Origin of the sequence: Nitrospirillum bahiense (genome assembly GCF_007828025.1) — a bacterium.
Lineage (GTDB): Bacteria > Pseudomonadota > Alphaproteobacteria > Azospirillales > Azospirillaceae > Nitrospirillum > Nitrospirillum amazonense.
The window spans coordinates 175596-196752 of record NZ_VITO01000005.1; the positions used below are offsets into that span (position 1 = coordinate 175596).

General features: G+C 68.1%; 13 protein-coding genes. 11 read left to right on the forward strand and 2 right to left on the reverse strand.

Features of this window, described 5'->3' with window-relative positions; translation table 11 throughout:
• Positions 1 to 364: 364 nt before the first annotated feature.
• The 5 genes from FBZ88_RS09200 (at position 365) to FBZ88_RS09220 (ending at position 8536) form a co-directional block, all read left to right on the forward strand.
• Positions 365 to 1156 (forward strand): (Fe-S)-binding protein, encoded by a 792-nt coding sequence (locus tag FBZ88_RS09200; protein ID WP_281290120.1) that lies wholly within the window; start codon positions 365 to 367, stop codon positions 1154 to 1156.
• On the forward strand, positions 1146 to 2621 hold the full coding sequence (locus tag FBZ88_RS09205) for a LutB/LldF family L-lactate oxidation iron-sulfur protein (RefSeq protein WP_246138583.1): 1476 nt from the start codon (positions 1146 to 1148) through the stop codon (positions 2619 to 2621). Before FBZ88_RS09200 ends, FBZ88_RS09205 begins: the two co-directional genes overlap by 11 nt.
• On the forward strand, positions 2618 to 3286 hold the full coding sequence (locus tag FBZ88_RS09210; RefSeq protein WP_145616536.1) for a LutC/YkgG family protein: 669 nt from the start codon (positions 2618 to 2620) through the stop codon (positions 3284 to 3286). Before FBZ88_RS09205 ends, FBZ88_RS09210 begins: the two co-directional genes overlap by 4 nt.
• Positions 3287 to 3291: 5 nt before the next feature.
• A complete protein-coding gene (locus tag FBZ88_RS09215; protein WP_145616537.1) occupies positions 3292 to 6159 on the forward strand; it encodes an FAD-binding and (Fe-S)-binding domain-containing protein in 2868 nt (955 codons plus the stop codon).
• A gap of 181 nt (positions 6160 to 6340) precedes the next feature.
• Positions 6341 to 8536: a malate synthase G gene (locus FBZ88_RS09220; protein ID WP_145616538.1), complete on the forward strand. Its 2196-nt coding sequence runs from the start codon at positions 6341 to 6343 to the stop codon at positions 8534 to 8536.
• Positions 8537 to 8632: 96 nt separating this feature from the next.
• Here FBZ88_RS09220 and FBZ88_RS09225 read toward each other — a convergent pair whose 3' ends face one another.
• A complete protein-coding gene (locus tag FBZ88_RS09225) occupies positions 8633 to 10117 on the reverse strand; it encodes an ATP-dependent nuclease (protein WP_186464295.1) in 1485 nt (494 codons plus the stop codon).
• 296 nt (positions 10118 to 10413) lie between these two features.
• Between FBZ88_RS09225 and FBZ88_RS09230 the strand changes: the two genes are divergently transcribed.
• The 6 genes from FBZ88_RS09230 (at position 10414) to FBZ88_RS09255 (ending at position 20074) form a co-directional block, all read left to right on the forward strand.
• Positions 10414 to 11055: a GNAT family N-acetyltransferase gene (locus FBZ88_RS09230; RefSeq protein WP_246138584.1), complete on the forward strand. Its 642-nt coding sequence runs from the start codon at positions 10414 to 10416 to the stop codon at positions 11053 to 11055.
• Positions 11056 to 11384: 329 nt separating this feature from the next.
• On the forward strand, positions 11385 to 13625 hold the full coding sequence (locus FBZ88_RS09235) for a TonB-dependent receptor (protein WP_246138585.1): 2241 nt from the start codon (positions 11385 to 11387) through the stop codon (positions 13623 to 13625).
• A gap of 29 nt (positions 13626 to 13654) precedes the next feature.
• Complete coding sequence (locus FBZ88_RS09240; RefSeq protein ID WP_145616541.1) at positions 13655 to 15052, forward strand: tetratricopeptide repeat protein; 1398 nt, start codon at positions 13655 to 13657, stop codon at positions 15050 to 15052.
• A gap of 4 nt (positions 15053 to 15056) precedes the next feature.
• Positions 15057 to 17624: an ABC transporter substrate-binding protein gene (locus FBZ88_RS09245; protein ID WP_145616542.1), complete on the forward strand. Its 2568-nt coding sequence runs from the start codon at positions 15057 to 15059 to the stop codon at positions 17622 to 17624.
• Positions 17621 to 18469: an ABC transporter permease gene (locus FBZ88_RS09250; RefSeq protein ID WP_246138586.1), complete on the forward strand. Its 849-nt coding sequence runs from the start codon at positions 17621 to 17623 to the stop codon at positions 18467 to 18469. Before FBZ88_RS09245 ends, FBZ88_RS09250 begins: the two co-directional genes overlap by 4 nt.
• A gap of 3 nt (positions 18470 to 18472) precedes the next feature.
• A complete protein-coding gene (locus FBZ88_RS09255; RefSeq protein ID WP_145616543.1) occupies positions 18473 to 20074 on the forward strand; it encodes an ABC transporter ATP-binding protein in 1602 nt (533 codons plus the stop codon).
• On the opposite strand, the gene FBZ88_RS09260 is transcribed toward FBZ88_RS09255, so the two are convergent.
• Complete coding sequence (locus tag FBZ88_RS09260; RefSeq protein ID WP_145616544.1) at positions 20062 to 21102, reverse strand: P1 family peptidase; 1041 nt, start codon at positions 21100 to 21102, stop codon at positions 20062 to 20064. The genes FBZ88_RS09255 and FBZ88_RS09260 overlap by 13 nt on opposite strands.
• Between the last annotated feature and the right edge of the window lie 55 nt (positions 21103 to 21157).

The following is a 21157-nucleotide window of genomic DNA, read 5'->3' on the forward strand; positions in this document are numbered from 1 at the left end:
TATTCAGGCGCCCCGGGTATCGCCCGGGTTGATGTCTCCTTGGTCAATTTACTGTACCATGGACATAATGATGGATAACCCGCGCGCAGGGCGGGCGCAAACGGAAAAGATGGCCCTAATCCAAGGTCTTGGTTAACCCGGCTACGTGTCGGCCAATCCGCCTAGGGGACAAGGCCGGCCAGGGCCGCCGGGATTAAGCCGCTGAATGATTTGGCCTTCCCTTGCACCGGAGGGGCGGCCACCGCCGGCCCCTTTGGTAAAATGATTTGACCAAAACAGGCCGCTGGTAAAATATGGCGCCGGCAATTTCCCCAGGGCGAAGGCAAGCCGCGTCCAGGGGCAGCATCCTGGGAGGAACGGGCTTTTGACCACCACAAACCTGGCCGCCACAAATACGGCCGCCGCCGCGACCCCGGCGGCCCGGCCAGACACGGTCTATTTCTTCGGCACCTGTCTGGTGGACATGCTGTACCCCGAGGCCGGGTTGGCCGGCATGGACCTGCTGCGCCACGCCGGCGTGACCGTGGTGTTTCCGGAGGGGCAGAGCTGCTGCGGCCAGCCGGCGCGCAACTCCGGCTATGTCGAGGAAGCGCGCGAGGTGGCGCGGGCGCAGTTGGACGCCTTCCCCGGCGACATCCCCATCGTCGTGCCCTCCGGCTCATGCGCCGGCATGATGAAGACCCACTACGCCCACCTGTTCGAGGGCGACCCCGACCAGCCGCGCGCCATCGCCTTCGCCGCCCGCATCCATGAGCTGACGGCCTTCCTGGTCAACGTGCTGGGCGTCAAACTGGCCGACAAGGGCGCACCCGTCACCGTCACCTGGCACCCGTCCTGCCATTCCCTGCGCGAGATGGGCGTGCGCGAGGAACCCAAGGCCCTGCTGCGCCAGCTGGCCAATGTCACCCTGGTGGAAAACAAGCGGGAGCGGGAGTGCTGCGGCTTCGGCGGCACCTTCGCCGTGCGCCAGACGGCCGTGTCCACCGCCATGGTGTCGGACAAGCTGGCCAGCGTCCGGGAGACCGGCGCCGGCACCCTGCTGTCAAGCGATTGCGGCTGCCTGATGAACATCGGCGGCCATGCCGAGAAGGTGGGCGACGGCACCCGCTGCCGCCACATCGCCGAATTCCTGATGGAGCGCTGTCATGGCGGCTGACGGCGGCATGCATGCCGAACACGTCCCCCGGTTCGCAGAAAGGGCGCCCGACGCGCTGAACAACCCGCAGCTGCGCCGCAACTTCCGCCGGGCCATGGACGGCCTGATGGCCAAGCGCGCCGCCCAGTTCCCCGACCCGGCCTATTGGGCGGAGCTGCGGGAACGGGGCGCCGCCGTGAAGGCCCGCGCCCTGGCCAAGCTGCCGGACCTGCTGGAGCGCCTTGAAGCCAACCTGACAGCCAACGGCGTCCAGGTGCATTGGGCCGAGACGACGGAGGAGGCCAACGCCATCGTCCTGAGCATCCTGCAACAGGCCGGCGCCCGCACCGTCATCAAGGGCAAGTCCATGGTGTCGGAGGAGATGCACCTGAACGCCCACCTGGAGCGGCACGGCATCGAGGCGGTGGAGTCCGACCTGGGCGAGTACATCATCCAGCTGGCGGGGGAGACGCCGTCCCACATCGTCATGCCCTGCATCCACAAGAACAAGGATGAGATTTCGGACCTGTTCGCGGAGAAAATACCGGGCCTGGAACGCACCGGCGACGTGGATGAGCTGACCGCCGCCGCCCGCCGGGTGCTGCGGGAGCGCTTCGCCAACGCCGACGCCGGCATTTCCGGCGTCAATTTCGCGGTGGCGGAGACGGGCACCCTGGTGCTGATCGAGAATGAGGGCAACGGCCGCCTGTCCACCACCCTGCCGCCGCTGCACATCGCCGTGACCGGCATCGAGAAGGTGGTGGAGTTCCTGGACGACGTCCCGCCGCTGCTGGCCCTGCTGACCCGGTCCGCCACCGGCCAGCCCATCACCACCTACGTCAACATGATCAGCGGCCCCCGGAAAGCCGGGGAGAAGGATGGCCCTACGGCCGTGCACCTGGTGCTGCTGGATGGCGGCCGCAGCCGCGTCTATCAGGATGTGGAACTGGCGGACACGCTGCGCTGCATCCGCTGCGCCGCCTGCATGAACCATTGTCCGGTCTACACCCGCGTGGGCGGCCACACCTACAACGCCATCTACCCCGGCCCCATCGGCAAGATCCTGACGCCGCAGTTGCAGGGCCTGGACGCCGCCGGCGACCAGCCCCACGCCTCCACCCTGTGCAACGCCTGCGCGGAGGTCTGCCCGGTCAAGATACCCATCCCCGACCTGCTGGTGCGCCTGCGCCGCGAGGCTGTGCGGCCAACGGAGACGCCGGCCACGCACCTACCCGTGGTGAAGGACGGCGGGGCGGAGCGGTCGTGGACGGAGAGCCTAGTCTGGGCCGGCTGGCGCCTGGTCTATACCCGGCCGCTGCTGTACCGCATGGTCACCCGCGCCCTGGCCTGGGGCGGCAACTGGGTGCCGGCCGGCGCCCCGCTGATGCGCGACTGGACCACGGCGCGGGCCAAGCCCCGCTTCAAGCCGCGCACCCTGCACGACCTGGCGCGCGAGCGCGGTTACCTGAACGAGGTGCCGAAATGAGCGCCGCCTCAAACACGGCAAGGGCCAATATCCTGGGCCGCCTGAAGGCCGCCCCCGGCCGGCTGGGTCCCGACCTGCCGCCCTGGACGCCGCCCACCTACGCCGACAAGCTGGCCCGCTTCCGCCAGATGGCGGAGGCCAACCACGCCGAGATCCACGACGTGACGTCCGCCAATTGGCCGGAGCGGCTGGCCACCATCCTGAACAACCGGGGCGTCGGCCGCCTGATGGTCGCCCCCGGCACGCCGCGCGGCGACACCCTGCTGCGGGCGGCGGCCCAGGGCGTGCCCCTGCCCACCCTGGTGCCCTATGACCAGTCCGTGGAGGCGCTGAAGGACACGCTGGTGCACCAGGTGGATGCCGGCCTGACCGGCACGCGCGGCGCCATCGCCGAGACAGGCACCCTGATCCTGTGGCCCACGGCGGAGGAGCCGCGCCTGCTGTCGCTGCTGCCACCCCTGCACATCGCCGTGCTGGAGGAGGACACGCTGCACGACACGCTGGCGGCGGTGGTGCGGGACCAGGGCTGGGCGGCGGGCATGCCCACCAATGCCCTGTTGATTTCCGGCCCGTCCAAGACATCCGATATCGAGCAGACCTTGGCCTATGGCGTCCATGGCCCCAAGGAGCTGATCATCCTGCTGGTGCGAAAAGAAGGGGAGTGAGGGTCATGCCGGACAGCATCGTGAACCCCGCCGCGGACCCTGTCCTCACCCGTGATTACGACGCCCTGCGCGCCGAGCTGGCGGGCGTGGTGCCGGCGGACCGGCTGATCACCGACCCGCTGCGCCGCCTGGCCTATGGCACGGACGCCAGCTTCTACCGCCTGGTGCCTAAGCTGGTGGTGCGGGTGGATAGCGAGGCGGAGGTGAGCGCCGTGCTCGCCGCCTGCCGCCGCCACAACACCCCCGTCACCTTCCGCGCCGCCGGCACCTCCCTCTCCGGCCAGGCCATCACCGACAGCCTGCTGATGGTGCTGGGCGACGGCTGGCACCGCTCCGTCATCAATGACGACGGCAGCGTCATCAAGGTGCAGCCCGGCATCATCGGGGCGGAGGTCAACCGCCGCCTGGCGCCCTATGGCCGCAAGATCGGGCCGGACCCGGCATCCATCGAGAGCTGCAAGATCGGCGGCATCGCGGCCAACAACTCCTCGGGCATGTGCTGCGGCACGCATGAGAACACCTACAAGACCATGCTGTCGCTGCGCTTCATGCTGGCGGACGGCACCCTGGTCGACACCGGCGACGCCGCCAGCGTGGCGTCCTTCCGCGTCAGCCATGCCGACCTGCTGGCCAGGCTGGATGCCATGGGCCGGCGGGTGCGGGAGGACGAGGCGCTGGCCAACCGCATCCGGCGCAAGTTCGCCATCAAGAACACCACCGGCTACAGCCTGAACGCCCTGGTGGACTATCAGGACCCGGTGGACATCCTGGCCCACCTGCTGATCGGGTCGGAGGGGACGCTGGGCTTCATCGCGGAGGTCACCTACCGCACCGTGCCGGAACTGGCGGACAAGGCCAGCGCCCTGCTGCTGTTCCCCGATATCGTCGAAGCCGGGCGCGCCGCCTGCCTGCTGAACGGCGGGCCGGTGGCGGCGGTGGAGCTGATGGACCGCGCCAGCCTGCGCAGCGCCAAGGGCCAGCCGGGATTGCCGCCCGAGATCGACAGCATGGGCGAGGACGTCGCCTCCCTGCTGGTGGAAACTCGCGCCGTCAGCCCGGAGGCCTTGCGCCAGAACATCGCCGCCATCGAGGGACTGCTGGCCGGGGTCACCCTGCTGCGGCCCCCGGCCTTCACCACCGACGCCGCCGAATACACCAAGCTGTGGAAGATCCGGAAGGGCCTGATCCCCACCATCGGCGCCATGCGCCAGACCGGCACCAGCGTCATCATCGAGGACGTGGCCTTCCGCATCGAGGATCTGGCCGACGCCTGCCACGACATGCGGGCGCTGTTCGACAAGCACGGCTACCCCGACGCCATCCTGATGGGCCATGCCCTGGCCGGCAATCTGCACTTCGTCTTCGCCCAGGACTTCAGCACCGAGGCGGAGATCGAGCGCCACGCCCGCTTCATGGACGAGATGGTCCACATCGTGGTGGAGAAATACGACGGATCGCTGAAGGCGGAGCACGGCACCGGCCGCAACATGGCGCCCTTCGTCGAGCTGGAATGGGGCAAGGCCGCGACATCCCTGATGTGGGAGATCAAGCGCCTGCTGGACCCGGCCAACCTGCTGAACCCCGGCGTGCTGCTGAACACCAACCCGCGCCTGCACCTGGAGAACCTGAAGCCCCTGCCGCCGGCCCACGCCATCGTCGACACCTGCATGGAGTGCGGCTTCTGCGAGAAGATGTGCCCCTCGCACGGCATGACCCTGAGCCCCCGCCAGCGCATCACCGGTCTGAGGGAGATCGCGCGCCTGACGGCCTTGGGAGACCCGGCGACGGAGCTGCGGGACCTCTACGACCACCACGCCATCGACACCTGTGCCGCCTGCGGCCTGTGCGCCACCGCTTGCCCCGTGGGCATCGAGACCGGGCAGTTGACCAAGGCCCTGCGCGGCAAGCGCCATGGGCCAAGGGCCCGCACCGTGGCCGGCCTGATGGCCCGCCACTATGGCGCCGTGCTGGCCGCCACGCGCGGCGCCCTGAACCTGGCCGCCTTCGCCGCCCAGGCCGTTGGGCCGAAGAAGGTGGCCAGCCTGGCGGCCTATGCCCGCACACTGTCCGGTGACCGCCTGCCCCACGCCGGCCCCAACCTGCCGGAGGGGGCCAGCATGGCCTGGCTGAAGGACCTGCCATCCCCCACCGCGGCGGGCGAGCCGGTGGTGTACCTGGCCGCCTGCGCCGGGCGCACCTTCGGCCCCGCGGTGGAGGATGGGGAGAGCGATCCCCTGCCCGCCGTCACCCTGCGCGTGCTGGAGCGCGCGGGCTTCCGCGCCATCGTGCCGGAGGGCCTGCCCAACCTGTGCTGCGGCCTGGCCTTCGAGTCCGAAGGCATGAAGGAGGCGGCGGACGCCAAGGCGGCGGAGATGGAGGCGGCGCTGAAGGCCGCCAGCGACAATGGCCGCATTCCCATCGTCATGGACGCCAGCGCCTGCACCCAGCGCATGAAGACCTACCTTTCCGGCCGGTTGCCCCACAAGGAACTGCTAGTGAAGGATCTGGTGGAGTTCTTGGCGCAGGACGCCCTGCCCCGCCTGACGCCCACCCCGCAGGCGGAACCCGTGCTGCTGCACCTGAACTGTGCGGCCCGCAAGATGGGCATCGATCCGCAGGCCGCCACCGTGGCCAAGGCCTGCGCCGCCACGGTGGTGGTGCCGGACCGCGTGGGCTGCTGCGGGTTCGCCGGCGACAAGGGCTTTGTCGAGCCGGAACTGAACGACCACGCCCTGCGCTTCCTGGCCCCCCAGGTGCCGGCCGGCTGCGAGGCGGGATACTCCAGCAACCGAACGTGCGAGATCGGCCTGGCCGACCATGCCGGCGTGCCCTATCGCCATCTGGTCTATCTGGTCGACCGGGCCACGCGCTGACGGATCGCCGATGGGCCGCCGGTGGGCCCCCGATGGACCTATGCCGGCCCCGGCACTTCCGCACCGTTGACGGCGACCCCGGCGACCCCTACCCATATCGGGCGTCGAAAAACAGTGCGTCATAAACCCGCGATGGCCGGCCAAGGCCACGCATGAGCGAGAGAAATCAGGGGAGAGGACCATGACGGCACGGGTTACGGCCGGGCATCTTCAGGTGGCGCAGGAACTGTTCGACTTTGTCGAGAACGAGGTCCTGCCCGGCACCGGATTGTCGGTGGAGGCCTTCTGGCAGGGCGTGGATGTGCTGGCGCACGAGCTGACGCCGCTGAACCGCGACCTGCTGGCCAAGCGCGACGCCCTGCAGCAGCAGATCGACGACTGGCACCGCGGCCAGAAGGGCCGGCCCTTCGACGGCGCCGCCTACCGCGCCTTCCTGTCGGCCATCGGCTACATCCAGCCCGAGGGGCCGGATTTCAGCGTCAGCACCGCCAATGTGGATGCGGAGATCGCCACCATCGCCGGCCCGCAGCTGGTGGTGCCGGTGATGAACGCCCGCTATGCCCTGAACGCCGCCAACGCCCGCTGGGGCAGCCTGTACGACGCCCTGTACGGCACCGACGCCCTGCCGGAGGATGACGGGGCGGAGCGCGGCCGGGGCTACAACCCCATCCGCGGCGCCAAGGTCATCGCCTTCGGCCGCACCTTCCTGGACCAGTCCTTCCCCCTGGCCGAGGGCTCGCACCGCGACGCCACCGGCTATGCCATCGTGGACGGCGCCCTGGCGGTGACGCTGCAGGGCGGGGCCACGACGGGCCTGGCCGACCCCAGCCGCCTGGGCGGCTGGCAGGGCGACGCCGCCGCCCCCACCGTCATCCTGCTGTGCCGCCACGGCCTGCACGCCGAGATCCATATCGACGCCGATCACCGCATCGGGCGCGAGGACAAGGCCCATGTGGCCGACATCGTGCTGGAATCCGCCATCACCGCCATCATGGATTGCGAGGATTCGGTGGCCGCCGTGGATGCCGCCGACAAGGTGCTGGCCTACCGCAACTGGCTGGGCCTGATGAACGGCACCCTGACCGCCCAGTTCGAGAAGGGCGGCCAGACGGTGGACCGCCACCTGAACCCGGACCGCGTCTACACCGCCCCGGCGGGCAAGACCCTGACGCTGCCGGGCCGCAGCCTGATGCTGGTGCGCAACGTCGGCCACCTGATGACCTCCGACGCCGTGCTGCTGGCCGATGGCAGCAACATCCCCGAGGGCATCCTGGATGCCATCATGACCAGCACCATCGCCCTGCACGACCTGCGGCGCGAGGGCGTGGGCGACACCCCGGCCGTGCGCAACAGCCGCGCCGGCAGCGTCTATATCGTGAAGCCCAAGATGCATGGACCGGAGGAGGTGGCGTTCGCCAACCGCCTGTTCGGGGCGGTGGAACAGCTGCTAGGCCTGCCCGCCAACACCCTGAAGATGGGCATCATGGATGAGGAGCGGCGCACCACCGTCAACCTCAAGGAATGCATCCGCGCCGCCCAGCACCGCGTGGTGTTCATCAACACCGGTTTCCTGGACCGCACCGGCGACGAGATCCACACCTCGATGGAAGCCGGCCCCATGGTGCGCAAGAACGACATCAAGGGCACGGCCTGGATCAAGGCCTATGAGGACTGGAACGTCGACACCGGCCTGGCCTGCGGCCTGAAGGGCCGGGCGCAGATCGGCAAGGGCATGTGGGCCATGCCTGACCGGATGGCGGACATGCTGGCCACCAAGATCGCCCACCCCCAGGCCGGCGCCAACACCGCGTGGGTGCCCTCCCCCACCGCCGCCACGCTGCACGCCCTGCACTATCACACCGTGGACGTGGCCGCCCGCCAGGCGGTGCTGGCCGGCCACCGCCGCGCCAAGCTGGAGGACATCCTCACCCCCCCGCTGGCCAATGGCGCCAACTGGTCGGAGGAGGAAATCCAGCAGGAACTGGACAACAACGCCCAGGGCATCCTGGGCTACGTCGTCCGCTGGGTGGACCAGGGGGTCGGCTGTTCCAAGGTACCGGACATCAACAACATCGGCCTGATGGAAGACCGCGCCACCCTGCGCATCAGCAGCCAGCACATCGCCAACTGGCTGCACCACGGCATCTGCACCAAGGAACAGGTGCGTGAGACCCTGGAGCGCATGGCCGCCGTGGTCGACAAGCAGAACGCCGGCGACCCCGCCTACACCCCCATGGCCCCTAACGTCAGCCACAGCATCGCTTTCCAGGCCGCCTGCGACCTGGTGTTCGACGGGGTGCGCCAGCCCAACGGCTACACCGAACCGGTGCTGCACCGCCGCCGGGCGGAGGCAAAGGCGCGGCAGGCGGGGGCGTAGGCGCGGGGGTTGAGTTTGGAGTGAGGGGTGAGAAGGGGCGGGACCGTGGGGGGGCGCCCCTTCTCCTATTTTATTCAGGGCGCGAGCAAACAGAAATTACGTAACAGAAGGCGCCTCAATTCCCAAACGCACCCGAATTGCGTTCACTTTTGGACGAAGTATGTCCGAGTTTTTTTCAACATAAATCGATATTAATCCCCTTCTCATAATAATCTCGGAAATGAATCCAAGTTTTTCGCCAAGCTTAGAAAAATATAAATGAGGATCAGTTGTGTCAATTTTGACAGATCTAATTGTTGAGATAATTATATCTTGCTTCACCGAGGGGCATTGGCATCGCTGCTGCACAAGCGCAGACATTTCTTCCGCATTGTCATGGACAAATCCAAATACAATCGAATCTGGTGTTCCATCGGGCAATTCAATTACGCCGTCATTTGGCTCCGCAAGAGGCGGATTGTCGCCGTCAATGACAGCAACCGCTGGCGCTTTAACGGTGGGATTTGCTTTATGATGCTTGAGTACTTCAATAACAAACGGATATCCACCCGCCTTATGCACCTGTACTTGGTCAAAAATGTCGCGTGCATACTGCCTTAACATTTCCTCTACGAGGTCTTTAGCGAAATCATCCTCTACAAAGATAACCGCATTTTTTGATACCGTGCCCGTAAGGGCACGAAGGCTTTCAATGGTCAACTTACCCTGATAAGCAGTCCCATCGATACATGCCCAGATAGCCTTTTGCGGCAGAACCTCTAACGCATATTCCGAGTGAGTCGTAAAAACAATTTGAGCCCTTTTACGCTTCGCAACATCTAATAAATATTCTACCATTTTGTGTGTTGCCAGGGGATGCAATCCATTTTCAATTTCCTCAACTAGTATGAGAGAATTATCGATTGCGTCTTCAATACGTGACACCATCTCTATAATAGACGCCTCACCTGCACCAAAATGAAATTGAGAGTAATCATTTTTCTGATGCATGCCTACGAGAATACTCTTAGATGGATCAGATTTAAGAGATACACGCTCATAATGCTTTGCGTCTTTCCCTAAAATTCGACTAACACATTGAATTATTGCCGCAGGAATGGGCGTCTTAACAATTTCTTTGTTTTGATTAATTCCGATGAACTGCTTGAATTTTGTCTGTTCGTTAGCTGGAACCGTGCGTTGAATCGGAATCACAACCACATTGCGCTCGGCAACCGTGTCCCGTCTCCACTTCGCCGCAACGAAACGCGCATTCCGCTGTATCGGCCCAGTTTTACTAACTTTTCGATCGACAATTTCATATTCGATGCGCCAGTTCGCCATACTGGTGTCACCGATATTCGACTTTGGGAAGAAGTCGCCAGGCCTTACGTCTTTGTAAGCGAGAGCAACCGCACCAAGTATAGTGGATTTTCCACCACCATTAGTACCTATTATTGCCGTTACTGGAAAATCAAAATTAATCTTTTGGTTCGTAAAGCTCCTAACGTTTACAAGCCTCAAGCTATGTAAATATTTATCATAAGAAAGCTTCTTTACTTTCTCTTCCAAGCTCTCAATATCACTATGCCGCACGTCCATTTTACGATTAACCTTCATCAGGAGGAAAATTGGCAAATTTTCAACAACTTGTTGCGCAATTCGGACATTTGATAGTTAAATTATTTCATGGTTATGATCCAAGAGAGTTTGATCACTGCAGTTTGAATTATCGACCGTCGATAAATGTGACCTAGATTCGCGCTTAATTCAACTCCTGATAAAATCTATCAAAAGCACACAACTTCCCCCAACCTTGTCCCCCAGACAATCCCACACTTGCCCCGACCGCCTGCCGCCCGTATCGAACCAGGAGCCCCCTTCTACGGAGAGCCCCCATGGCCGAGATCGACACCCGCCCCATGACCGTCAGCCCCGTCACCCTGACGGGGGCCGTGGTGCGGCTGGAGCCGTTGAGCCAGGACCATCTGCCGGGGCTGATCGACGTGGGGTTGGACCCGGTGCTGTGGCGCTGGGTGCCGACGCAGGTGACCACGCCCGATGAGATGCGGGCCTATGTCCACACGGCGCTGGAGGAGCGGGACCGGCATGTCAGCCTGCCCTTCGCCATCGTGCACAAGGCCTCGGCCCAAGTCATCGGCAGCACACGCTATGGCAACATCGACCGCGCCAACCGGCGGGTGGAGATCGGCTGGACGTGGGTGGCGCGGTCGCACCAGCGCACCGGCGCCAACACCGATGCCAAGCGCCTGCTGCTGACCCACGCCTTCGAGGTCTTGGGCGCCCACCGGGTGGAGTTAAAGACCGACGCGCTGAACCAGCAGTCCCGCGCCGCCATCGCCCGCATCGGCGCCACACAGGAAGGCATTTTCCGGTCCCATGTCGTGGTGCCGGCCCGCGTGGGGCCGGAGGGTGAGGCCATCCCCGCCCGGCTGCGCGACAGCGTCTATTTCTCCATCATCGCCGCCGAGTGGCCGCAGGTGAAGGAGCGGCTGGCCGCCCTGGCGCGGCCGGACTGAGCGGGACCAACCGTCCTATCGCAGCCGCGAACGCCCCCGCCCTGCAACCGATGCCATACTTGCGCGACCCGCCCGTCCACCTTAAGGCTGTGACGGCGCTCATTGCGTGAGCAGGCGCAGCATGACAGATATGCGCTGCCTATCCTGGTAATCACCACCCGCCGGCCATTTACGCGATTGACCGGAGCGTTATTCCCCGTGCTAACTGTCGTTAGTGTGCTATTAATATTTTGCACATCCATTGAACAGTACAATTCGGCGGCCGGCGTGATCCGGTGAACGAGCCCAACCAAGGGCCACGCCGGGGAACGATGGGGGAGTGGCTGAGGATGAAGGGACCACGCGTGTACGCGGCCGCAGGTCGGCTGTTACGGGGCCAAGCGGTATGGGGCCGGGCGCTTTCCGGTATCCTGCTGATGGGCGGCGGCGCCGTGGCGCAGGAGCAGGACGGCGGCGGCATTCCCGACATCATCGTCACCGCCCAGCGGCGCGCGCAGTCGGTGCAGGACGTGGGCCTGTCCGTCTCCGTCCTCTCCGCCGGGGACCTGGCCACGCACCATGTCACCTCGGTCAACGATCTGCAGAACATGACGCCGGGGCTGGAGGTCACCAACGCCTTCGGCGGCGGGCAGCCACAGTTCCGCATCCGGGGCGTGGGCTTCAACGACTATGCCTCCAACAACACGCCCACCGTGGGCGTGTATGTCGATGAGGTCGCCTACCCCCTGCCCATCATGACCCAGGACCTGGTCTATGACGTGGACCGGGTGGAGGTGCTGCGCGGGCCGCAGGGCGTGCTGTACGGCCGCAACACCACCGGCGGCGCCATCAACATCCTGACCGCCAACCCCACGGACAGCGCCAGCGCCGGCATCACCGCCGACTATGGCAGCTATGACGCCGCCAAGATCGAGGCCTATGTCTCCGGCCCCGTCAGCGACACGGTGAAGGTGCGGCTGTCGGCCATGACGCAGCAGGGCGGCGCCTGGCAGACCAACCGCCTGACCGGTCAGGATTTGGGCAACGCCAACCGCACCGCCGTGCGCGCCAAGATCGACTGGGCGGCCACGCCGGACACGGACGTGAGGCTGAACCTGCATTACGGCCGCGACCTGTCGGACGGCACCGGCGGCTATCTCTTCAACCCCGCCGTCCAGCCGGGCGTGGGCACCCTGCCGGCCGACACCGACCCGTCCAAGACGGGGTGGGGCCTGTCGCCCGCCTTCGCCAAGGTCATCGGCGCCGACCCCAATGCCAAGCCCTTCCGCAACAACACCAGCGGCGGCGCCGACCTGACGGTGCTGCACCGCTTCGAGGATGTGACGCTGACCAGCATCACGGCGTGGGAGGCGTTGAACCGCAAGGAGTTCAACGACTGGGACGCCACCGCCTACCGCGACGCGGACGAATATTTCAACAGCCGCGCCCAGGACGTGTCGCAGGAGGTGCGCCTGGCCTCCAGCGGGGTGGGCCGGCTGCAATGGGTGGGTGGCCTCTATTACTCGCACGAGACGTTGCGTGAGGCCTTCCTGTCCGACTTCACCGACATCTACGGCTTCATCGCCAACACCCGCTATGCCCAGACGGCGGAATCCATCAGCGGCTTCGGCCAGGCCGACTACGCTGTCACCGACCGGCTGAAGCTGGTCCTGGGCCTGCGGGAGGAGCATGAGGACCGCACGCTGCGCACCTTCAGCACCATCACCATCCCGGACACCGGCATCGGCGTTTCGGCGGACAGGGTGCCCACCGGCTTCACCCAGACCACGGGCAAGGCGGGGGTGGAGTTCAAGGTGACGGACGAGGCGCTGCTGTACGCCAACCTCAGCCGGGGGGTGAAGTCCGGCGGCTTCACCGCCTACAACACCCTCGCACTGGGCGGCCTGGCCCCCTTCCGGCCGGAGGTGCTGTGGGCCTATGAGGCGGGGGTCAAGTCCGACCTGGCCAACCACACCCTGCGCCTGAACGCCTCGGCCTATTACTACGACTACCATAACCAGCAGGTGCAATCGGTCATCATCGACCCGACCTTCGCCGCCATCGGCAAGATCGTGAACGCCCCCCGGTCGGAGATTTACGGCGCGGAGCTGCAGGCCGACTGGGCGCCCCGCCCCGGCCTGCTGATCACCCAGGCGCTGGGCCTGTCGCATGGCGAGTTCAAGGAATTCAACGCCGTGGACACGGCGGCCTCGCTGGCCACCTGCTATCCCTGCCGCCCCGTCTACACCAACCAGGCGGGGGAGGATCTGGGCTTCCCCCGCATCACCTACAACGGCGGCGTCAGCTATGACTGGGCCCTGCCCGGCCACACGCTGAAGACGGAGGCCGACTACAGCTATCGCAGCAGCGAACGCTCGCTGCTGGGCAGCCGCTACAACGTCGCCGGCTATTGGCTGGTCAACGCCGCCGTCACCCTGACGCCGGACCAGGGGCCGTGGACGGCCACGGTTTACGGCCAGAACATCCTGGACAGGCGCTACGACCTGCTGCGCAACTTCTTCACCAACGCCGACATCGCCATCCCCGGCCGGCCGGCGACCTGGGGCATCCGCCTGGGGTACCAGTACTAAACGCCCGCAACAGCCTGGCCGAGAGCGTCATGGACGAAGACTTCCTGGGCAACCCCATCACCACGGACGGCGCGCACAGCGCCGGGCTGATCGACGATTTCGTCGGCGGCCTGCTGTCCTATGAGACGCGGGCCGTGAACCTGCTGGCGGTGGCGGACGAGGCAGTGGACCTGCCCCTGGTGCAGACCTACGCCGGCATGCTGTGGATGTTCCTGGAATCCACAGACGGCCCCGGCCGCGCCGCCCCCTATGTGGCGCGCGCGCTGACGGCCGCCCGCCACGGCACGCGGCGGGAACAGCTGAACGCCGCGATGCTGCAGGCCTGGTGGCGGGACGACATTCCGGCCGCCCTGGCCCTGGGCGACCAGATCGCGGAGGAATTCCCCCGCGACCTGGCGGCGGTGAAGGTCCACCAGTACCTGAACTTCAACCGGGGCCAGTCGCCGGACATGGTGCGCGTCGCGCTGAAGGTGCTGCCCCGGGCCGGCGACGTCGCCTATCTGCACGGCATGCTGGCCTTCGGTTATGAGCAATGCCACCTGCTGGATGAGGCGGAGGCGGCGGCCCGCCGCGCCATCACCCTGAAGCGCAAGGAGCCCTGGGCCCATCACGCCTTGGCCCATGTGATGCTGACGCGGGGCGAGATCGACCAGGGGGCGGCCTTCCTGCGCGGCGTGCACGACAGCTGGACCGACCTCAACTCCTTCATGTCCACGCACCTGTGGTGGCACTACGCCTTGTTCCTGCTGAGCCAGGGGCGGGCGGCGGAGGCGCTGGCCACCTATGACGCCCGGGTCTGGGGCGTGGACAAGGGCTATTCCCAGGACCAGGCGGGGGCCGTGCAGCTGCTGAGCCGGCTGGAGCTGGCCGGCGTGGAGGTGGGCGACCGCTGGGCCGACCTGGCCGGCCACCTGGCCGCCCGCGCCACGGATACGGCCCAGCCCTTCCTGGCGCTGCTGTACCTCAAGGGCCTGGCGCGCGCCGGCCGGGCGGAGGCCGACACCCTGCTGGACGCCATCCGCGCCCAGGCAGGCCGCGCGCAGGACCACAGCCGGGAAACGTGGGCGGATGTGGCGCTGCCGGCGGCCGAGGGGCTGGTGGCCTATCACCGGGGCGACTGGCGCGCGGCGGTGCGCCGCCTGGGGCCGGTGCTGCCCCGCCTGGTGGAAATCGGCGGCAGCCACGCCCAGCGCGACCTGTTCGAACAGGTGGTGCTGGACGCCTATCTCAAGGACCGCCGCTGGGCCCCGGCGCAACAGATGCTGGAGCTGCGCCGGGCCCACGACCCGGAGGGCGTGCCCCTGAACCGCGCCCTGGCCCAGGTCTATGACGCGCTGGGCCTGCCCAGCCTGGCGCGCCAGGCGGCGGCACGGGCCCAGGCCACGGCGGAGGCGCACCGCCATGACACCAGCCTCTTGGTGAACTGACTCAATGGCCTGGACGATCTTCCTCACGCGCCTGGTTAAATCAGCGGTGGTGCTGGCGACCATGGCGGCGGCGCCCGCCGCCTGGGCACGCGATACCATCACCCTGGGCCTGCAGCTGGAGCCGCCAGGCCTGGACCCCACGGCGGAGGCCTCGGCCGCCATCCCCGCCGTGGTCTTCCCCACGGTGTTCGAGGGGCTGGTGCACCTGGGCGTGGGCGGCACGGTGCGGCCCCTGCTGGCCACCGGCTGGACGGTCGCGCCGGACGGCCTGACCTACACCTTCCACCTGCGGCCAGGGGTGCGCTTCCAGGACGGAATTGGTTTCGATGCCGAAACGGTCAAGTTCTCGCTTGAGCGCGCCATCGCCCCCGGCAGCACCAACCCGCAGAAGGTGGCGCTGTCGCACATCGACCATGTCGACGTCCTCGACCCGCTGACGGCGGCCATCCACCTGAAGGCGCCCTATGGCAGCCTGTTGCAGGTGCTGGGCTGGCCGGCGGCCGTCATGGTGTCCCCCGCCAGCGCCGCCGGCAACGTCACCCATCCGGTGGGCACCGGCCCCTACACCGTGGCCGACTGGCAGCGGGGCAACGCCGTCACCCTGGCGCGCAACCCCGCCTATTGGGGCCCGGCGCCGCATCTGGCCAGCGTCACCTACCGTTTCATCGCCGACCCGGCGGCGGCCACGGCGGCGCTGAAAGCCGGCGACATCCAGGGCTTCCCCGCCTTCCCCGCCCCCGAGGCCATCGCCGCCCTGAAGGCCGATCCCCGTTACACCGTCGACGTCGCCCCGTCGGAGGGGGAGACGCTGCTGGCGCTGAACAACCGGCGCCCGCCCTTCGACAATGTGCTGGTGCGCCGCGCCCTGTCGCATGCCATCGACCGCCAGGCCATCATCCAGGGCGCCATGTTCGGCTATGGCGACCCCATCGGCAGCCATTACCCGCCGCAGAACGCGGGCTATGTCGACCTGACGGGCCTGTATCCACACGACGTGGCCAAGGCCAAGGCCCTGCTGGCCCAAGCCGGATACCCGCACGGCTTCACCGCCACCCTGCGCGTCCTGCCCCTGCCCTACGCCAAGCGCGCCGCCGAGATCATCGCCGCCCAGCTGGCAGAGGCCGGGGTGACAGTAGTGTTGCAGGACGTGGAATGGGCCACCTGGATTTCCCAGGTCTACGGCGGCCACGACTACGACATGACCATCGTCGCCCATGTCGAGCCCATGGATTACGACATCTACGGCCGCGACGATTACTACTTCGGCTACCGCAACCCGGCCTACAAGGCGCTGCTGGCCCAGCTGGACGCCACGGTGGACCAGGCCCAGCGCTTGGCCGTGCTGGGCGACATCCAGCGCACCCTGGCCGACGACGCCGTCAACGTCTTCCTGTTCGAATACCCCTATTTCGGCGTGTGGGATGCCGGATTGCGCGACATCTGGCTGCCCACCCCGGTGCAGCTGGTGGATCTGGCCACGGCGCGCTTTGACGAGGCGGGCGCGGATGCCGCTGCCGCTGGCGGGCTGTCCGGCGCCGGGGCGCTGGCGTGGCTGCTGGGCCTGGCCGTGCTGGGCGCCGTGGTCCTGGCCGCCGCCAAGGCCGGCCCGCGCTATGTCGCCGGGCGCCTGGCCGTGCTGCTGCTGACCCTGCTGGCCGCCAGCCTGGCCATTTTCCTGGTGCTGCAGGTCATCCCCGGCGACCCCGCCCGGGTGATGATGGGCCTGAGCGCCGACCCGGCCGCCCTGGCCGTCCTGCGCCACCAGATGGGCCTGGATGTGCCAGCCCCCCAGCGCTACCTGGCCTGGCTGGCTGGCCTGGCGCGGGGTGATTTCGGCCTCAGCTATACCTACCGCGTCGATGTCGGCCGCTTGATGGCGGAGCGGCTGGCCGTGACCCTGCCCCTGACCCTGTACGCCGTGCTGCTGTCCACCCTGCTGGCCCTCGCCCTGGGCACCCTGGCGGCGCTGGGCGCCGTGCGCGGGCGCCAGGGCAATGTGGTGGATGCCCTGCTGAACGGTGTGGCGCAGCTGTTGATCGCCGTGCCCAACTTCTGGGCCGGCACCGTGCTGGCCCTGGTCTTCGCCGCCGGCCTGCACTGGTTCGCCGCCGGCGGCTTCCCCGGCTGGGGTGGCGGGCTCCTGCCGGCGCTGAAAGCCCTGACCCTGCCGGCCATCGCCCTGGCCGCCCCGCAGGCCGGCATCCTGGCGCGGGTGCTGCGCGGTGAGCTGGTGGAGCAGATGGGCCAGGATTACATCCGCACCGCGCGGGCCAAGGGCCTGAGCCTGTCCCAGGCCCTGCTGCGCCACGCCCTGCCCAACGCCTTCGTGCCGGCGCTGACCATACTGGGCATGCAGTTCTCCTTCCTGCTGGCGGGCGGCATCATCATCGAGAACGTGTTCTTCCTGCCCGGACTGGGCCGGCTGGTGTTCCAGGCCGTGGCCCAGCGCGACCTGATCGTGGTGCAGGGCGTCACCGTCGGCCTGGTGTTCGCCGTGGTGGTCGTCACCTTCCTGGTCGATCTGGCCAACGCCGCGGTGGATCCGCGCCTGACACAGGGGCGGCGCCCATGACCGTCATGATCACGCTGGAGGCGGCGACCGACGGCGGCCGCCATTCCAAGGCCCTGGCCGCCGGCCTGTGCCTGACCGGCCTGGTGGTGGCCGCCGCCCTGCTGTCGTTGGTGTGGACGCCCTATGACCCCACCGCCATCAATGTCGCCGGACGGCTGGCCGCACCCTCCGCCACCCACTGGTTCGGCACCGACGCCTATGGCCGCGACGTCTTCTCCCACGTGCTGGCGGGCGCGCGCAGCGCCCTGGGCGTGGCCCTGGCCGCGGTGGGCTTGGGCGCGGGAGCCGGCGTGCCCCTGGGCCTGCTGGCGGCGGGGCGGCGCGGCTGGGTGGAGGAGATGGCGATGCGCGGCAGCGACGTGGTGTTCGCCTTCCCCGCCTTGATCACCGCCGTGCTGATCGCCGCCTTGTGCGGCCCGGGTGCGGTGGACGCCATCGCCGCCATCGGCCTGTTCAACATCCCCGTCTTCGCCAAGGTGACGCGGGCGGCGGCCCTGGGCGTCTGGGCGCGGGATTACACCCTGGCCGCCCGGCTGGCCGGCAAGGGCGGCGGCCGCATCTCACTGGAGCATGTGCTGCCCAACATCGCCGGCCTGTTGCTGGTACAGGCCACCATCCAACTGTCGCTGGGCATCATCGCCGATGCCGGCCTGTCCTTCGTCGGCCTGGGCACGCAGGCGCCCCGGCCTAGCTGGGGCCGCATGCTGGCGGACAGCCAGACCCTGGCGGGCCAGGCGCCCTGGCTGGTGCTGTTCCCCGGCTTGGCCGTGGTGGCCGCCGTGCTGGGCTTCAACCTGTTGGGCGAGGGCCTGCGCGGTCGCCTGGCCCCGAAGCGGAAGGCGTGAGCCATGGCGCTGCTGGACATCCGCGACTTCAGCCTGGCCATCGACGGCCGCGCCATCCTGAGCGCCGTATCGCTGACGGTGGAACCGGGCCAGATCGTGGCCCTGGTGGGGACGTCCGGCTCCGGCAAGTCCATGACCGCCCTGTCGGTGCTGGGCCTGACCCCCGCCGGCGCCAGAACCCAGGGCAGCATCCGCCTGGACGGGCGGGAGCTGACCACCCTGACCGATCGGCAGATGAACGCCGTGCGCGGCCGCGACGTGGGCCTGGTGTTCCAGGAGCCCATGACGGCGCTGAACCCCGTCCTGTCCGTCGGCGCGCAGGTGGCGGAGACGATACGGGTGCACGGCATGGCCAGCCGGGCACAGGCCACGCGCATCGCCGACGCCATACTGACCCGTGTGGGCCTGCCCGCCGACCGCTTCCCCCGCAGCCGGCGTCCGCATGAACTGTCGGGCGGCCAGCGCCAGCGGGTGGCCATCGCGGCGGCCCTGGCGCTGAAACCCAAGCTGCTGATCGCGGATGAGCCCACCACCGCCCTGGACGTGACCACCCAGGCCCGCATCCTGGGCCTGCTGGTCGATCTTGTCCGTCAGGACGGCCTGGGCCTGCTGCTGATCAGCCACGACCTGGCCCTGGTGTCGCGCGTGGCCGACCGCGTGGTGGTCCTGCATGAAGGCGCGGTGGTGGAGGCGGGCGAGCCCGCGACCGCCTTCGCCGCCCCGCAGCATCCCTATACCCGCCGCCTGCTGGCGGCCACCGAACCGGCGCGGCAGCGGCCGGACGTTCTACCCGCCCCCGTACAGCCGCCCCTTTTGGTCGCCGAGGGCATCGTACGCGACTATCCCCTGCCCCGTGCCGGCTGGTGGTCCAAGCCGGCGCACCTGCGCGCCGTGGATCAGGCCAGCCTGGCCGTGCACCGGGGGGAGAGCGTGGGCATCGTCGGCGAGTCAGGATCCGGCAAGTCCACCCTGCTGCGCACGCTGCTGGCGGCGGACGCACCGCAGGCGGGCGCGGTGCGCCTGTTGGACCGGCCCTGGTCGGCGGCGCCCGAGGCCGCCCGCCGCCCCTTGCGCCGCCATGTACAGATGGTGTTCCAGGATCCGGTGGGCAGCTTCGACCCCCGCTGGCGGGTGGAGCGCCTGGTGGCCGAGCCCCTGACGCTGCTGGACGCCCCGCTGACGCCCGCCTTGCGCCGGGCGCGGGTGGAGGAACTGCTGACCCAGGTGGGCCTGGCGCCGGCGGACGCCGACCGCCATCCGCACGAATTCTCCGGCGGCCAGCGCCAGCGCATCGCCATTGCCCGCGCCCTGGCGGTGCAGCCCGACCTGATCGCCCTGGATGAGGCGACCTCGGCCCTCGACGTGCTGACCCGCGCCCAGATCCTGGACCTGCTGGCCGACCTGTCGCGGCGCCTGGGCCTGGCCTATCTGGTGGTGTCACACGACCTGGCGGTGATGCGGGCCCTGACCGACCGGCTGTTGGTCATGCAAGGCGGCTGCATCGTGGAGGAAGGACCGACCCTGCAGGTGCTGAGCCGGCCCCAGCATCCCTACACCGCCAGCCTGCTGGCGGCCACGCCCACCCTGGCCGCTCACGTCGCCTGAGGGCTGCCATCGCCGCCTTGACCGTCCCCGGCATGGAACACCGCGCGGGCGATGGCGCGGGCCAGGCAGTCGGCGGCGGCGGATCCGATACGCGCCACCTGGGCCCAGCGGCCGCCGGCGTCCGTCGACAAGGCCGGTCCCCGCGCCACGGCAAACACGGTGTCGCCGTCGAACGGCGTGTGGGCCGGGCGCGCGGCGCGGGCGATGCCGTCCTGCGCCATCATCGCTACCCGCTTGCACTCCGCCGTGCTGAGGTCGGCGGAGGCGGCCACCACGGCGATGGTGGTGTTGGCGCCCGCCGTCGGCTGGCGGTGCACGCCCAGGCGCGACAGCTCGGGCACTGGGTCGCTGGCATCCACGGGGCCTTGGGGCGTCCGGCCGCCGAACTCACCATCGATCTCGAAAGGCCAGGCCCAGTAGGTGCGGCCATCGGGCATGAAGACCGAGCCCAGGGGGTTGGCCGCCACCAGGGCGCCCACCACCAGGCCATCGCCCAGGTCGATGGAGGCGGTGCCGACACCGCCGGGGATCAGCCCGGCCATGGCGCCGCGCCCGGCGCCCACGGTGCCCTGGGGCACGTCCAGGCCGGCGGCCTCCACCGCGCGCATCCCCAGGTCACGGTAGGGCGGCGTCAAGCCCCAGTCCTTGTCGCCGCCATTGGCCAAGTCATAAAGCACGGCGGCCGGCACCAGGGGCACGGCGGGTGTGCCGGGCCGCAGGGTCAGACCCATCCCGCGCCGCGACAGCACGGCCGCCACCCCGTCCGCCGCCGCCAGCCCGAAGACGGAACCGCCGGTCAGGACCACGGCATGGGCCCGGCCCACCAGGTTCTCCGCCGCCAGCATCTCGGTCTCGCGGGTGCCGGGACCGCCGCCGCGCACGTCCACGCCGCCGGCCCAGCCGGCGGCCCCCTTGGCCCCTCCGCACAGGAGAACGGTGACGCCGCTGCGCACCCGCTCATCCGTAGCGTGGCCCACCGTCAGGCCGGGGACATCGGTGATGGCGTTGCGCGGTCCGGGGGCAGGCATGATACGGTTTTCCAACGGCTTGTTTCACGGTCCGGGCACGGCCGATCGACGATCC

Coding starts and splice junctions, on each gene's coding strand:
- FBZ88_RS09205 (WP_246138583.1), top strand. CDS start 1,146: ATGGCGGCTGACGGCGGCATGCATGCCGAACACGTCCCCCGGTTCGCA.
- FBZ88_RS09210 (WP_145616536.1), top strand. CDS start 2,618: ATGAGCGCCGCCTCAAACACGGCAAGGGCCAATATCCTGGGCCGCCTG.
- FBZ88_RS09215 (WP_145616537.1), top strand. CDS start 3,292: ATGCCGGACAGCATCGTGAACCCCGCCGCGGACCCTGTCCTCACCCGT.
- FBZ88_RS09220 (WP_145616538.1), top strand. CDS start 6,341: ATGACGGCACGGGTTACGGCCGGGCATCTTCAGGTGGCGCAGGAACTG.
- FBZ88_RS09225 (WP_186464295.1), bottom strand. CDS start 10,117: ATGGACGTGCGGCATAGTGATATTGAGAGCTTGGAAGAGAAAGTAAAG.
- FBZ88_RS09230 (WP_246138584.1), top strand. CDS start 10,414: ATGGCCGAGATCGACACCCGCCCCATGACCGTCAGCCCCGTCACCCTG.
- FBZ88_RS09235 (WP_246138585.1), top strand. CDS start 11,385: ATGAAGGGACCACGCGTGTACGCGGCCGCAGGTCGGCTGTTACGGGGC.
- FBZ88_RS09240 (WP_145616541.1), top strand. CDS start 13,655: ATGGACGAAGACTTCCTGGGCAACCCCATCACCACGGACGGCGCGCAC.
- FBZ88_RS09245 (WP_145616542.1), top strand. CDS start 15,057: ATGGCCTGGACGATCTTCCTCACGCGCCTGGTTAAATCAGCGGTGGTG.
- FBZ88_RS09250 (WP_246138586.1), top strand. CDS start 17,621: ATGACCGTCATGATCACGCTGGAGGCGGCGACCGACGGCGGCCGCCAT.
- FBZ88_RS09255 (WP_145616543.1), top strand. CDS start 18,473: ATGGCGCTGCTGGACATCCGCGACTTCAGCCTGGCCATCGACGGCCGC.
- FBZ88_RS09260 (WP_145616544.1), bottom strand. CDS start 21,102: ATGCCTGCCCCCGGACCGCGCAACGCCATCACCGATGTCCCCGGCCTG.